Below are 14,911 nucleotides of genomic sequence, written 5' to 3' on the forward strand. Positions count from 1 at the left end.
AGGTGTCGCCATGCACGCCGGGTCATCTATTTGCCTCATTTGAAACCCAGGGGGAGCAAATGGCACGAACCGGCCCGGACTCTACCGGTTCACAAGCGAATTTCAGGAGACGGAACCCGTTATGACGTTCATCACCACCAAAGCCGCGCGCGTTGCACTTTCTGCTCTCGTGCTTTCTTCCAGCTTCGCCGGCGTATCTTTTGCGCAGCAGGCCGGTGGCGATCTGCCGCCGCAGGGTTGGTTCAAGACCTGCGCCAAGCAGGACGATAACGACATCTGCACCGTGCAGAACATCCAGGTGGCCCAGAACCGCCAGATGATCATTGCCGTTGCCATGATCTCCATCGACGGCAAGGGCGGCAGCCGCAAGATCATGCAGGTTTCCGTGCCCTCCGCACGGATGATCGCGCCCGGCGTAGTCATGCAGATCGATGGCGGCAAGGGCCAGAAGCTCGATTACGCCGTTTGCTTCCCGGATCGCTGCACCGCTGAAATTCCGATGACGGATGCTCTCATTGCCAGCCTGAAAAAGGGCCATGAGGTCGTCTTCACCTCCATGAACTTCCGCCGCGCGCCAAACCCGATCAAGATTTCGCTGGATGGCTTCACCGGTTCTTACGACGGTCCGGCCATCACGCAGTCGCAGGCGCAGGAGCGCCAGCGTCTGCTGGAAGAAGCGATGCAGAAGAAGAATGAAGAGTCTCAGAAGGCGCTTGAAGACGCACAGAAGGCTGCAAAGACCGGTCAGTAAGACGTGTTTGAATGGAAATGAAACAAGCCCGGCGAAAGCCGGGCTTTTGCTTTGAACCACATCATGAGTGGTGGAATGCCGCGTGTTTGCGCGATGGGAGCTTTCGCCTCAATGCGCGAAATTCATACGGGGCTTATAGTGGCCCTCGCCCTGCTTGACGAAGATCTGCTGCACCTGCGGATTGCGAAGCGGCTCTTCGCTGGTGTCGCGCTCCAGGTTTTGCTCCGAGACATAGGCGACATATTCCGAATCGTCATTTTCGGCCAGAAGATGATAGAAGGGTTGATCCTTGCTTGGCCGGATCTCGACCGGAATGGAGTTCCACCACTCTTCGGTGTTTGAAAACTCCGGATCGACATCAAAAACGACACCGCGGAATGGAAAGACCTTGTGGCGTACGATGTCACCGATTCCAAATTTTGCGATACGTTGTTTCATGGGCTCATCCTTTCCCTGTCTTATTTGGGGAGGCATTTGCCATTGATCAAGAGGTTGTCATTCAACTGTGAATGAGCCGGGCGGCAACGACCATAAGCACGATTGCCAGAATGATTCGCACCAGCCGCTCCGGCATACGCGGGGCAACATGGCTGCCGAGCAGAATGCCGGGGATGGAGCCGAGCAGAAGCGAGGCAAGCAGCAGCCAGTGGACATCACCGATCATCCAGTAACCGATGCCGCCGACAAGGGTGAGGGGAATGGCGTGGGCAATATCGGAGCCGACGATTTCATTTACGGCAGCTCGAGGATAAAGAAACAGCAGGATTGTGACGCCAATGGCGCCTGCACCGACCGAGGTGAGCGTGACAACCGTGCCGAGGACAAGCCCCAGAACAACGGTGGCCATGGTAATGAAACGGGGATTGGGTGCCCGGTGGCTTTTCAGCCAGTTCAACTCGTATCGCATCAAAAAATCGCGAAAAACCAGGATGGCTGCGGTGACAAGCAGCATCACGCCAAGTCCCGAAGTCAGCATGGATGCCGAGGCGGCGCTTTTCCGGTCCACACCGCTCATGAGCCACAGGGTAAGCGCGGTTGCGGGAATGCTGCCGAGACAGAGAAGCCCCACCAGACGCCAGCGAATATGACCGTGGCGGTGATGGACGCCAGCGCCTGCCATTTTCGTGATTGCCGCATAGAGCAGGTCCGTGCCAACCGCCGTTGCCGGATGAATGCCGAACAGCAAAACCATCAGCGGCGTCATCAGCGATGCCCCGCCGACGCCGGTAATTCCAACGAGGGCCCCGACCAGAAAGCCAGAGAGAGAAACCATGGGATCGAAAGAAAATTGGTCTGGCACGCGATCCTTGGCCCTCATTCCGCCTTACTTCACTTATGCAAGCTGTAAGGAGGGCTTGCGCCAGCGTCAAGCGCCGGACACGGGGTGTATGCTGACTGAAACTTGTTGTTTCGCATCCGCAAAACATGCGCTAAAGCATGTCGCGCAAAAGTGTGACGCGGTTTTGCGGTAACGACATGCTTGCCGGAAAACCATGTCGCGCAAAAGTGTGATGCGGATTTGCGGCAACGACATGCTTGCTGGAAAACCATGTCGCGCAAAAGTGTGACGCGGTTTTCAGGTGGTGTTTTGCCAGTGAAACCGCCCGTCATGCGAACATCTCGAGTCCTTGTTGCATTTGAGATATTCGAAATTCGTTGAAGGCGAGGGGCGGCAGCTTCCTTGCCCTGCTGTAAGACCTGCACGCCAAGGGCCAAACCCGATGAAAGACACCTACTACATCACGACCGCCATTTCCTATCCGAACGGCAAGCCGCATATCGGCCATGCCTATGAGCTGATCGCCACGGATGCCATGGCGCGTTTCCAGCGGCTGGATGGAAAGGACGTGTTTTTCCTCACGGGTACGGACGAGCATGGCCAGAAAATGCAACAGACGGCACGCAATGAAGGCATAACGCCGGAAGCGCTCGCCGAGCGGAACTCCAACGAATTCCGCGCCATGGGCAAGCTGCTGAATGCTTCTAACGACGATTTCATTCGTACCACCGAGCCGCGTCACCACGCCGCCAGCCAGGAAATCTGGAAGCGCATGGAAAAGAACGGCGACATTTACAAAGACAGCTATGCCGGCTGGTACTCCGTGCGCGACGAGGCTTATTACGCCGAAGACGAAACGGAGGTGCGCGCCGATGGGTTGCGCTACGGGCCGCAGGGAACACCGGTGGAATGGGTGGAGGAGGAAAGCTACTTCTTCAGGCTTTCCGCCTATGAGGACAAGCTGCTGAAACTTTATGAGGATCAGCCCGACTTTATTGGTCCGAACGAGCGGCGCAACGAGGTGATTTCCTTCGTCAAATCCGGCTTGAAGGATCTTTCGGTATCGCGCACGACCTTCGACTGGGGCATCAAGGTGCCTGGCGATGACAAGCATGTCATGTATGTCTGGGTGGATGCGCTGACCAATTACGTGACGGCAACCGGCTATCTCGCTGATGAGAGCGGCCCGCGCGCCAAATACTGGCCCGCAGACGCTCATATCATTGGCAAGGACATTATTCGCTTCCACGCCGTTTACTGGCCCGCCTTCCTGATGTCGGCAGGGCTTCCTCTGCCCAAGCGCGTTTACGCCCACGGCTTCCTGCTCAACAAGGGCGAGAAGATGTCGAAATCGTTGGGCAATGTCGTCGATCCGGTCAATCTGGTGAACCATTTCGGCCTCGATCAGGTGCGCTTCTTCTTCCTGCGCGAGGTCTCGTTCGGCCAGGATGGTTCCTATTCCGAAGAAGGGATTGCAACGCGCATCAACGCCGATCTTGCCAATGGCATCGGCAATCTTGCCAGCCGCTCCCTGTCGATGATCGGCAAGAATCTCGAGGGCAGGGTGCCGCAGCCGGGTCCGCTGACCGATGCGGATAAGGCCATTCTGGCAATTGCCGACGAAACGATCGCCACCTGCCGCGAGGAAATGTCCCGCCAGCAGATTCACAAGGCGGTCGGCGCCATCATGAACATCGTCAACGAGGCGGATCGCTATTTCGCCGCGCAGGAACCGTGGGTCTTGCGCAAGACCGACGTGGCCCGCATGGCGACGGTGCTTTACGTGACGGCAGAAGTGGTGCGCCAGATTGCAATTCTCTTCCAGCCGATCATGCCGGACAGTGCGGCGAAACTTCTCTACCTGGTGGCCGTTGGCCCGGAAGACCGCATTTTTGCAAAACTGGGAGAGGCCGGGCGCCTGAAGCCAGGCACGGAGCTTCCGGCGGTTTCGCCGGTCTTCCCGCGCTATGTCGCCCCGGAAGCAGACAAGGCCTGAGCCGATGCTGATCGACACCCATTGCCATCTGGACTTCGCCGATTTCGATGAGGAGCGCGACGAACTTGTCAAACGCGCCCACGACGCGGGCGTGCGGCAGATGGTGACAATCTCGACGCGCGTGGCAAAACTGCCGGTGCTTCTGGCGCTCACGGAACGCTACCCTTCGGTTTTCTGCTCGGTAGGTACGCATCCCAACAATGCGGGCGAGGAGCTGGATGTCAGCGCTGACGAGCTGGTGCGGCTGGCAGACGCCCATGAAAAAGTGGTGGCGATTGGCGAGTGCGGACTGGACTATTTTTACGACACCCAGACGCCCGAAGATCAGAAAACCGGTTTCTTGCGCCACATAGATGCCTCGCGGCGCACGCAATTGCCGCTGGTGATCCATAGTCGCAGCGCCGATGACGATATGGCCGATATTTTACGGCAGGAGACGGAGAAGGGGGCTTTCCCCTTCATTCTCCACTGTTTTTCGGCCGGGGAAGATCTTGCCAGAACGGGGGTGGAGCTGGGCGGCTTTATCTCCTTTTCCGGCATCCTGACCTTTCCCAAATCACAGGAACTGCGCGATATTGCCCGCGACGTGCCGCTGGACCGGCTGCTGGTGGAAACCGATGCGCCTTATCTGGCGCCGAAACGGTGGCGTGGAAAGCGCAACGAACCGTCCTATGTCATCAATACGGCGGAGGTTCTGGCGGAGGTCAAGGGCCTGAGTTACGCTGAGATGGCTGCGATTACCACGGATAATGCGTTGCGTTGTTTTTCAAAAATGCCGAGGCTGTGAGGAATGCAATACAGGCGCCGTTTCACCATTCTGGGCTGCTCGTCTTCTCCCGGCGTGCCGCGCATCAACGGCGATTGGGGCGCCTGCAATCCCGATAATCCGAAAAACCGCCGTAGCCGGGCAGCCTTTCTTATCGAGCAATTTGCTCAAAACGGCGGCGTGACAACGGTGGTGGTCGATACCGGACCGGATTTTCGCGAGCAGATGGTGCGGGCAGGGGTAAAGAAACTCGACGCGGTGATTTATACCCATGCCCATGCCGATCATCTGCACGGAATAGACGATTTGCGCGGCTATTTCGTCATGCAGCATCACCGCATCCCGATCCATGCCGAACCGGAAACACTGCGGCGCATCAAGGACGGATTCGGTTATTGCCTCGAAACACCACCGGGCAGCGGCTATCCGCCCATCGTGAAGGCCGAACCCATAGCCGATCTTGATCGGGCCTTCAGCATTGACGGGGAAGGGGGGCGCATAACCGTTTTGCCCCTGCCCCAGCAGCATGGCGATATTCTTTCGCTCGGCCTGCGCATCGGCAATGTCGCCTATTGCAGCGATGTGAGCGATTTTCCGGCGCAAACCGTCAGCCGTATGGGCGGGCTCGATGTCCTCATCATCGATGCCTTGCAATACAAGCCTCATCCAAGCCACCTGTCGCTTTCGCAATCGCTGGACTGGATCGAGCGCATCGCGCCGAAGCGCGCAATTCTTACCCATATGCACACGCCGCTGGATTACGATACGGTCATGGCCGAAACTCCGGACCATGTCGAGCCAGCCTACGACCAGATGACTTTTGAAGCGATGATCACACAGGAAGACGGCCTTTCCGGATCACTTTCCAATCTGTGCTGACAGGGAAAAATCAGGCAGCCAATGCTCAACAAGCCGTATCGATCACCCAGCACATCCAGCTTTCTGGATAATTTGCGCCTTTCACGGCTGCAATCGCTGCTGCGACGCGGTGAACTGGGGCTGGTTGTTCTTGCCGCCATCGTCGGGGTCATCGCCGGTCTTCTCGTGGCTCTTGTCAGCTTCCTCAGCAACGGCTTGCATTGGCTCGTCTTCGGCGTGGAGGGAACGCTCAGCGGCAGCAATATTACCGGCCATATCGTCCTGCTTGGCCCGATTATCGGCGGCGTGCTGCTTGGCGTAATTTTCTTCGTGCTGTCGAAAACGCGCAAGAAACCGATGATCGACCCGATCGAAGCCAATGCCCTGCATGGCGGGCGGCTGTCACTGACGGATAGCATCATTGTTTGCGTGCAGAACATCATTTCCAACGGCTTCGGCGCTTCGGTGGGACTGGAGGCGGGCTATACGCAGATCGCCTCTGGCGCAGCCTCCAAACTTGGATTGAAGCTCAAGCTGCGGCGAGGGGATCTCCGTTTGATGGTGGGCTGCGGTGCGGCCGGCGCCATAGCCGCCGCCTTCGATGCGCCGCTCACGGGAGCTTTTTATGCAATCGAGCTGATTATCGGCAGCTATACGGTCTTGTCGCTAACGCCGGTGATCGTGTCAGCGCTTGTGGCAAGTCTCGTGGCCAACCAGATTTCGGAACATGGGCTGGTGTTCGAAATTGCCACGGCCGACAACATCATGCCGGTGGATTACGTGCCCGCCATCGTTCTCGGCATCGTCTGTGCGGGGGTCGGCATTCTCCTCATGCAGGCAGTGTCCTTTATCGAGGAAACGGCGCGCAAAAGCGCCATTGCCCAGCCATTCCGTCCGTTTATCGGCGGTTTCATCGTTGGTCTTCTGGGGCTTGTCTCACCGCAGGTGCTTTCCGGCGGCCATGGCGCGCTTCATCTCAATATGAATGCCCAAAGCAGCATCTGGATGCTGCTCATGCTTTTTCTGCTGAAGTCTTTTGCCAGCGCCATTTCCATCGGTTCCGGTTTCCGTGGCGGGTTGTTCTTTGCCTCGCTTTTCATGGGCGCCCTGATCGGCAAGATTTTCGCTTTTGGCGTACCATTCTTCCACGGCGTCAGTGTCGATCCGGGCATTTATGCCGTGGTGGGCATGAGCGCCTTTGCCGCCGCCGTGATTGGCGGCCCAATGACCATGACCTTTCTGGCGCTTGAGCTGACCGGCGATTTTCCGATCACGGCGCTCGTGCTTGCAGCCGTCATCACCACGTCGCTGGTGGTCCGTGTTTCCTTTGGATATTCCTTCGCGACATGGCGTTTCCATTTGCGGGGCGAATCCATTCGCAGCGCCCATGATGTCGGCTGGGTACGCGACCTGACCGTTGGCAAGATGATGCGTGCCGATATGCGCACCGCCAAGGTTGGCATAGGCCTGGAGGCGTTCCGCAAGGAATTTCCGCTTGGCTCGACGCAGCGCGTTATCATGACCCATGATGATGGCCGTTACGCAGGCATTGTCCTGGTGCCGGAAATCTACGCTGATCCCATGGAACGAAGCGGCGAAAATCTGACACTGGAACGCTTTTTGCGATACCAGAAAGACGTTCTGCTGCCGACAATGAATGTAAAACAGGCCGCAGCACTTTTCGATTCCACCCAAAGCGATGCGCTCGTCGTCGTCAACGACCGCATCGAAAACCGGCCTGCGGGACTTTTGACAGAAAGCCACACCTTGCGTCGCTACAGCGAAGAACTCGACCAGCGCCGCCGAGAGGCGTCAGGGGAGTTCTGACGCCGGGGGGAATTGCTCGAACACACAGAATAGTTCCATAATCTATCTTATCTGATTTTTGAATGTCGCTCTTGATAATCTGAACCCGAATAGCATTTCGCTGTAAAATTGCGTTAAATCGATGCCTTTCCCTTCCTTCTCGCGCTACAAGCTTTTCGCGCTATGATGAACCTGAAGGATAAGACCTCATGCGAACGCGGATAATGATGAGTAGCATTGCGGTTTGGCTGGCTGCCTTATCGCACCCCGTTCAGGCCCAACCCCTGGATGAGCAAAGAAGAGTTGACTTTGCTTATCGCGCCCAGCATCTGACCGCCCTCGCCGCCAAGGCATTGATCGCTTCCTTCTATGGTCAGGCCGAAAAGTTTTCCTACTTCAACGGTTGCTCGGATGGTGGCCGTGAGGCGCTCGTGGAAGCGCAGCGCTATCCTGAGGATTTCGACGGCATCGTCGCAGGCGCGCCAGCCATGCTGTTTCAGGTGCAAAACACGCTTTACCATGGATGGCTTGCCGTTTCGAATACAGCAAAGGACGGCTCCACCATCCTCACCTCAGACCGTCTGCCGCTTGTTCACAAGGCTGTGGTCGAAGCCTGTGACGCTCTGGACGGCGTGAAGGACGGTCTTATCTCCGAACCTGCCAAATGCAATTTCGACATCGCCACCATCACCTGCAAGGAGGGACAGAAAGACACCTCCACCTGCCTCACGACGGCAGAGAGTGCGGTGGTGCGGAAAATCTATGAAGGCCCGAAGGATGAAAAAACTGGCTTGCCGCTGACGGCCGGGCAACCGCAGCCCGGATCCGAATTGAACTGGCAGGGTGTTTTCGTGGCTGATGAGCGCCGGGGGCACTTCATGAGCCAGATGATTGCAACCCCGGTTCTGCAAACGATCGCCTTTTCGAAGGCCGATCCCAGGTTCGAACTGAACGATTTGCAGTTCACCCGTGAGACGCTTGATGCGCTCAGAGCCCGCCATCCTCTGTTTGATGCAACGAGCACCGATCTGAAGGCTTTCGAAAAGGCCGGCGGCAAGCTTATTCTTTGGCACGGTCTGGCCGACCAGCATATTTCACCCGCCAACACCCTCTCCTACCACAAGGCGCTGATCGACTTCATGGGAGACCAATCCGTCAATGGTTTCGAACGCCTTTATCTTCTGCCCGGTACCGCTCATTGCGGCGGTGGCGAAGGCCCCAGCAATCTCGACCTCTTGACCCCGATGATGGCATGGGTCGAGAATGGTCACGCGCCCGATGGCATCATGACGACATCCACTGGCGCGCGAAGCGATTTCGGTCAGCCCGAAATGCCCGCGAAGGGAAAGGGCGACGCAGGCCCCCCTCCCCAGAAGAAGCTTGACTATCCGCCCCTGCCCGCCATGACCCGTCCGGTATACCCCTACCCTTATGTGGCCGCCTATAGCGGCAAGGGCGATGTAAACGACGGCGCAAACTGGCAAAAAGGGAATGCCGGGGAGATCGTAAAGCTGCGCGATTGGCCGGGCGCCGATCTTTTCAGTCCCTTCAAGCCAGCCGAGCGTTAAACAACATGTCTTTATACCAAGGCTCGAAGATGCTCACACATCCTCACCTTGAAAATTTCTCGAATATCTCAATTGCGTCAGTGGCTTGCGATATTTGAAAACCGAATACAAAGAGTCATTTTCAATGACCATTGGTATGGGAGCATTTCCAGCAAAAGTGTATTCGATTTTGTGTCCGGAAATGCGTCAAAACAAGGGGTTAGAGTATAATCCGATCGGAGTGAAACGAGGATCGGCCAAGATTATGCTCAAGGATAAGGCGTTAAATAGCAAAAGACTCTAATCCCGCTCCCAATCTTCCTTTTGCCGCTTTTGCTGAAGGCCAAGCTTTCGCTCAAGCTCGATTGCCTGTCTTTCGGTCAAGCGAAGATCGAGGCTGACCGAACCGTCTTCGTGATCCTCCCGGCCATCGACGACAGCATTTTCATAGGCCCAGTGCACAACCGCATGACGATCCGCCGGAATAGTGATGGTAGCCTCCGTCAACACCCCCGAAAGGCGCTGCGAAATCACGTCCATCAGCCGGTCTACGCCCTCGCCGGTCAGAGCCGAGGCGGGAATGACATCCTCACGCGCCGCCACCTTCTGGATCAGGGCATCGTGGCTTTCCGGCTCCAGCCGGTCGATCTTATTCCAGACTTCGATAATGCGTTCAGCGCGCTCTTTCTCATCGATGCCGAGATCACCGAGAATCCGCAACACATCCGCCGCCTGCGCGCCATTGTCGGGGTCGGACATATCGCGCACATGCAGGATGAGATCGGCTTCCAGCACCTCTTCCAGCGTTGCCCGGAAAGCGGCGACCAGATGGGTCGGCAGGTCCGAGATGAAGCCGACGGTGTCGGAAAGTATCACCGTGCGCCCTTGGGGAAGTTTCATGCGCCGGAGAGTCGGGTCCAGCGTGGCAAACAGCATGTCTTCCGCCAGCACGCCAGCGCCGGTGATACGGTTGAACATGGTGGATTTGCCGGCATTGGTATAGCCCACCAGCGCCACGATGGGATGCGGCACCTTGCGGCGCTTGGCGCGATGCAGTTGGCGGGTGCGCACCACCTGCTCAAGTTCCCGCTCCAGCCGCACGATGCGATCCTGAAGCATACGCCGGTCGGCTTCGATCTGCGTTTCACCGGGGCCGCCCATGAAACCCGCGCCGCCGCGCTGGCGTTCAAGGTGGGTCCAGCTTCGAACCAGGCGCCCTTTCTGATAATTCAGATGCGCAAGATCGACCTGGAGCGTACCCTCCTTTGTGGAGGCGCGCCGCCCGAAAATCTCGAGGATCAGGCCGGTCCTGTCGATGACCTTTGCGCCCCATTCCTTTTCGAGGTTGCGCTGCTGAACCGGCGTCAGCGGGTGATCGACGATCACCAGACCCGCATCATGGGCATCGAGCAGCGCCTTGATCTCGGCAATCTTGCCCGTGCCGATCAGGGTGGCCGGTCGCGGCTGATTGACCGGAACGATCAATCCCTCGGCAATGGTGAGATCAATGGCGCGCGCAAGACCTTCCGCCTCTTCAAGACGGCTTTCATTGCTGCGGGTTGCCGGTGGAATGCCATCACTACCCGCACGATCTGCGGTGCGGGCAGCTTTCAGAACAGGCACAAGCACCACGGCGCACATGTCGTCGCGGTGCTTTTCCTCTTCAGGAATGATGGAATCGGATGTTGTGTCCCGGTTGGCTATAGCCGTGTTCCTGCTTGCAGGCGCCCGAAATCAGGACGCGCTTTCTTCACTCTCGAACATCTGCATGGGCTGGCCCGGCATGATGGTCGAAATGGCATGTTTATAGACAAGCTGGGAATGACCATCGCGGCGCAGCAGCACGCAGAAGTTATCGAAGGACGTTACCACCCCGGTGAGCTTCACGCCATTGATAAGGAAAATCGTGAGAGAAATTTTCTGCTTGCGAACCGTATTGAGAAAGAGGTCCTGCAAATTTTGAGAACGTTCCGCCATGGCGCCGCTTCTTTCTATTTGTTTGCCGGCCGGGGTTGCCGGTTGAATTTTCTATCTGTTTTCTGGACAAGTTGCCCCAGTGCCCCTCAGTCAGATGTGGTATCAAATCAAATTGTGTTCCGCAATCTGGAAAACCTGCCCTTGTCAGCCAATTTCGGTCCCGAAATCAGACACCCAGGGATTTCAGTTTGCGGTGCAGGGCCGAGCGCTCCATCCCCACGAATTCCGCCGTTCGGGAGATATTGCCGCCAAAGCGGTTGATCTGGGCGATGAGATAATCGCGCTCGAACATTTCCCGCGCTTCCCGCAAGGGTAGCGTCATGATCTGGTAATCGCTCTTGCCGGATACCTTGGGCAGCATCTCGCCCAGGTCGTTCGGCAGCATATCGGCGGTAATCGGCTGATCCTGCCCGTCGTTTTGCGCAAGAATCAGCAGGCGCTCGATATTGTTGCGCAACTGGCGGATATTGCCCGGCCAGTCATGGGCCTGAAGCACGGCCATGGCGTCCTCGCCGATCTTGCGCGGGCGAATGCCCTGCTGATCGCAGATATGGCGGACGAACATGTCCACCAGAAAGGGAATGTCCTCCCGCCTTTCGGCAAGCGCCGGCACCCGCACCGGCACCACGGCCAGCCGGTGGAAAAGATCCTCCCGGAAGCGCCCCTCGGCAATCATGCTTTCAAGATTATAGGCGCTGGAGGAAATGATGCGCACATCCACCTTCACGCGCTTGGAACCGCCGACCCGCTCGAACTGCTGATCCACCAGCACGCGCAGGATCTTGTTCTGCGTTTCCCGCGGCATCTCGCCGACTTCATCGAGATAGAGTATGCCGCGATGGGCCTCCTCCAGCGCACCGATGCGGCGCGGCTGGCCGGGGCTGCCCTCGGTGCCGAACAGCGCCACCTCCATGCGGTCAGGGGTAATGGCGGCGGCGTTGAGGCTGACGAACGGCCCGCCAGCCCGGCTGGAACGCTTGTGGATCATTCGGGCCACAAGTTCCTTGCCTGAACCGGAGGGGCCGACAATCATGATGCGGCTATTGGTGGGCGATACCTTTTCGATGGTCTGGCGCAGTTGCGAGACGGCGACGGAGGTGCCGATCAGCTCGCTCGAATCACCCGTGCGGCGCTTGAGTTCGGAAACCTCGCGCTTCAGCTTGGAATTCTCGAGCGCCCGCTCCGCGATCAGAATCAGGCGATCGGCCTTGAACGGCTTTTCGATAAAGTCGAAAGCGCCGCGCTTGATGGCTGACACGGCGGTTTCGATATTACCATGGCCTGAAATCATTACCACCGGCAGTTCGGGATGACGTGTGCGGATTTCATCGAGCAGCGCAAGCCCGTCCAGACGGCTGCCCTGCATCCAGATGTCCAGGAAAATCAGCCGCGGCACACGATCGGAAATGGCCGCCAGCGCGCTGTCTGCGTCGTGGGCGGTACGGGTCTCGTGGCCCTCGTCGCTGAGAATGCCCGAGACGATATCGCGAATGTCTTCTTCGTCGTCAACAACCAGAATATCAGACGCCATGGGCTGCTTCCTTGTCATGTGCTTCAGCGGAAAGAACGGCGGCGGGGCTGCGGGGCAGAACAACGCGGATCATCGCGCCGCGCCCCCCATCGAACTCCGCTGGCGCGTCATGCAGCTCAAGCTGTCCGCCATGTTCTTCAATGATCTTCTTGACGATGGCGAGACCGAGGCCGGTGCCCTTTTCGCGCATCGTCATGTAAGGTTCGAGAATGCGGTGACGGTTCTCCACCGGCAGACCCTTGCCGTTATCGATGATATCGACCACGAACACATCGCGGCTTTCATCCTCGCGCGCCCTCACCCAGACCCTGCCCGGCAGGGCGGGCAGATCGGATGGGACCGCCTCGATCGCCTCCACGGCATTCTTGATGAGATTGCCGAAGGCCTGCGCCAGCATCCGGCTATCGAATGAACCTTCCAGCGGCTCTTCGCCCACATCGCGGATGAAGCTACATTCCGTATGCCCCATTTCCCGCAGGAAAACCGCATCCTTGAGAATATCGCGCAGGTCGCCGGGCTGCTTGGTGGGCTTTGGCATCCGCGCGAAAGACGAGAACTCATCCACCATGCGGCCAATATCTTCCACCTGCCGGACGATGGTGTCGGTGCATTTATCGAAAACCGCCCGGTCGTCTTCGGCGATCTGGCGGCCATAGCGGCGTTTGAGACGCTCGGCGGAAAGCTGGATCGGCGTGAGCGGGTTCTTGATTTCATGGGCAATACGGCGCGCCACGTCGGCCCAGGCGGTGGAGCGCTGCGCAATCACCAGATCGGTAATGTCATCCAGCGTGATAACGTAGGAATCCGTACCGCTGCGGGCTTCCTCCCGCGTGACCTGCACCGAAAGCGTGCGCTCCTTGCCGCCCCGGATCAGGTTGACCTGCTTGCGCAGATCGCCCCGATGACGAAGGGCGGCTTCGGCAAAAACCGCATTGATTTCCGGCGTTACCGTTTCGAGATGCTGGCCGATCAGCTCTTCTTCGCTGCGGGCCAGGAAAAGTGCGGCAGAGGAATTGACGATGGTAATGCTTCCATCGTCCTCCACGCCGATCACCGCCGCCGTCACCCCGGAAAGCACCGCCTCGATGAAGCGGCGCCGGTCATCGACTTCATCCTTGGCTTCGAGAATTTCATCACGCTGGGTTCTGATCTGCGAAATCATCTTGTTGAAGGTTCGCGACAGGCTGCCCACGTCGCCATCGGCGGTTCTCACCGGCACCACGACATTCATATTGCCGGAAGCGACATTGTCGGCGGCCGAAATCAGCAGGCGGATCGGCCGGACAATACGGTCGGCAACGGCAATTGCGGTCCAGATGGAGGCCAGAAGCACGATCAGCGCAAAGCCGAGATAAAGAATGGCAAAGGCAAATTGCAGCGAGGTTCGGCCCGCCTCCATCGATTTGTATTCGGCGGTATTGTCTTCCATCTCGCGCATCGCATCCATCACCTTCGGATCGACGGCGCGAACGGTGTAAAGAAAGGCGCCGCTGATGGAATCCAGCTTGACGATGGCGCCAACCAGATTGGTCACGCCCGGCGGGATAAGGGTCGGTTGGCCAGCGGCCGCCTTGTCCAGCGCATCTTTGGGAATGGCGGGAAGCGGCTTTTCGGTCGGGATATTGGCCTGCACCAGCGCCGTTCCATCCGCCCGCACGAGAAAAGCGCCGAGAAGGCCGCGCAACCGCGCCTGGCGCGTCATGAGATCCACGAAGCCGCCACGGTCGAGAAAATAAAGCGGGCGGTTGCGTTCAAGGTCGCTGGCCATGGAAATGGTCTGGCCCTGAAGATAGCTGGCATTTTCCAGCATATAGGCCTGCGCGACATTCATGGATGAACTGACGATGGATTGCGTGCGCAGCGAAAACCATCGATCCAGACCGACATTCAGCGTGATGCTGGCAAAGATCGCCACCAGAATGGCAGGCGTGATCGCCACGATGGAAAACAGCCCCACGATACGCACATGCAGCCGCGCCGCCGCCCGGCCCCGGTGACGCGCCTTGACCAGCCGGCTGACCTCACGCCCGATCAGGAACATCAGCCCGAGAACAAACAGCGAGTTCACCGCCGCAGAGGCGAAAAGAACGTTCGACGTGGGTGCAATGGGCGTCAGCCCCAGCAGAACCGGCAGAGTAAAGACGGCGCAGGCAAACGCGCCGCCCGCCAGAGCGAGCCCCTGCCAGGTAAAGGAAGAGCGCTTGTCCTGGATAAGCGCTGCTGCCTCATCCATGTAGATCGCCTTTCGGCTCATCATCTGCCGTTCACATGGCTGCGGCCATGCGCCTTCCCCCGTTTGCCGGCCAAACCATCTGCTCTATGGTCCGGCCTTCGTCCGGTATCGAATTGCTCCGAAATCCGGTTCCCACATTTCGGCCCTGTGTGCTGGCCTTCGCCATT

12 protein-coding genes are annotated in these 14,911 nt (G+C 58.1%); 6 read left to right on the forward strand and 6 right to left on the reverse strand.

What is annotated here, in order from left to right; translation table 11 throughout:
• Nucleotides 1–121 precede the first annotated feature (121 nt).
• A complete protein-coding gene (locus T424_RS0103525; RefSeq protein WP_027486496.1) occupies nucleotides 122–751 on the forward strand; it encodes an invasion associated locus B family protein in 630 nt (209 codons plus the stop codon).
• 108 nt (nucleotides 752–859) lie between these two features.
• Here the strand turns inward: T424_RS0103525 and hspQ are convergent, their stop codons facing one another.
• Together hspQ and T424_RS0103535 are read right to left on the reverse strand one after the other, a co-directional pair.
• Nucleotides 860–1,189, reverse strand: a complete 330-nt coding sequence (gene hspQ / locus T424_RS0103530) for a heat shock protein HspQ (RefSeq protein ID WP_027486497.1) — start codon at nucleotides 1,187–1,189, stop codon at nucleotides 860–862.
• A gap of 61 nt (nucleotides 1,190–1,250) precedes the next feature.
• Nucleotides 1,251–2,024, reverse strand: coding sequence for a sulfite exporter TauE/SafE family protein (locus T424_RS0103535; RefSeq protein WP_245269407.1), 774 nt, complete (start codon nucleotides 2,022–2,024; stop codon nucleotides 1,251–1,253).
• Nucleotides 2,025–2,472: 448 nt separating this feature from the next.
• Between T424_RS0103535 and metG the strand changes: the two genes are divergently transcribed.
• The 5 genes from metG to T424_RS20090 all read left to right on the forward strand — a co-directional run bounded on the left by metG (nucleotide 2,473) and on the right by T424_RS20090 (nucleotide 9,024).
• Entirely contained in the window at nucleotides 2,473–4,026 is a 1,554-nt protein-coding gene (gene metG / locus T424_RS0103540; RefSeq protein ID WP_027486499.1) for a methionine--tRNA ligase, read from the forward strand.
• Nucleotides 4,027–4,030: 4 nt separating this feature from the next.
• The gene (locus tag T424_RS0103545) at nucleotides 4,031–4,813 is read left to right on the forward strand and encodes a TatD family hydrolase (RefSeq protein ID WP_027486500.1); all 783 of its coding nucleotides are present in this window, start codon (nucleotides 4,031–4,033) and stop codon (nucleotides 4,811–4,813) included.
• A gap of 3 nt (nucleotides 4,814–4,816) precedes the next feature.
• Nucleotides 4,817–5,671 carry an MBL fold metallo-hydrolase gene (locus T424_RS0103550; RefSeq protein WP_027486501.1) on the forward strand — a complete coding sequence of 285 codons (855 nt, stop codon included), beginning with the start codon at nucleotides 4,817–4,819 and terminating at the stop codon, nucleotides 5,669–5,671.
• A 21-nt stretch (nucleotides 5,672–5,692) separates the two neighbouring features.
• Entirely contained in the window at nucleotides 5,693–7,477 is a 1,785-nt protein-coding gene (locus tag T424_RS0103555; RefSeq protein WP_027486502.1) for a chloride channel protein, read from the forward strand.
• A 188-nt stretch (nucleotides 7,478–7,665) separates the two neighbouring features.
• Nucleotides 7,666–9,024: a tannase/feruloyl esterase family alpha/beta hydrolase gene (locus tag T424_RS20090; RefSeq protein WP_084268373.1), complete on the forward strand. Its 1,359-nt coding sequence runs from the start codon at nucleotides 7,666–7,668 to the stop codon at nucleotides 9,022–9,024.
• Between the two features lie 279 nt (nucleotides 9,025–9,303).
• Here the strand turns inward: T424_RS20090 and hflX are convergent, their stop codons facing one another.
• From hflX to T424_RS0103585, 4 genes are all read right to left on the reverse strand, one after another.
• Nucleotides 9,304–10,644: a GTPase HflX gene (gene hflX, locus T424_RS0103570; protein WP_027486503.1), complete on the reverse strand. Its 1,341-nt coding sequence runs from the start codon at nucleotides 10,642–10,644 to the stop codon at nucleotides 9,304–9,306.
• A 93-nt stretch (nucleotides 10,645–10,737) separates the two neighbouring features.
• Complete coding sequence (gene hfq, locus T424_RS0103575; protein ID WP_018325164.1) at nucleotides 10,738–10,980, reverse strand: RNA chaperone Hfq; 243 nt, start codon at nucleotides 10,978–10,980, stop codon at nucleotides 10,738–10,740.
• 166 nt (nucleotides 10,981–11,146) lie between these two features.
• Entirely contained in the window at nucleotides 11,147–12,511 is a 1,365-nt protein-coding gene (gene ntrX, locus T424_RS0103580) for a nitrogen assimilation response regulator NtrX (protein WP_027486504.1), read from the reverse strand.
• Nucleotides 12,501–14,744: a sensor histidine kinase NtrY-like gene (locus tag T424_RS0103585; protein WP_407921375.1), complete on the reverse strand. Its 2,244-nt coding sequence runs from the start codon at nucleotides 14,742–14,744 to the stop codon at nucleotides 12,501–12,503. The genes ntrX and T424_RS0103585 overlap by 11 nt, the downstream gene beginning before the upstream one ends.
• Between the last annotated feature and the right edge of the window lie 167 nt (nucleotides 14,745–14,911).

The sequence above is a fragment of the Allorhizobium undicola ORS 992 = ATCC 700741 genome (genome assembly GCF_000621665.1).
Lineage (GTDB): Bacteria > Pseudomonadota > Alphaproteobacteria > Rhizobiales > Rhizobiaceae > Allorhizobium > Allorhizobium undicola.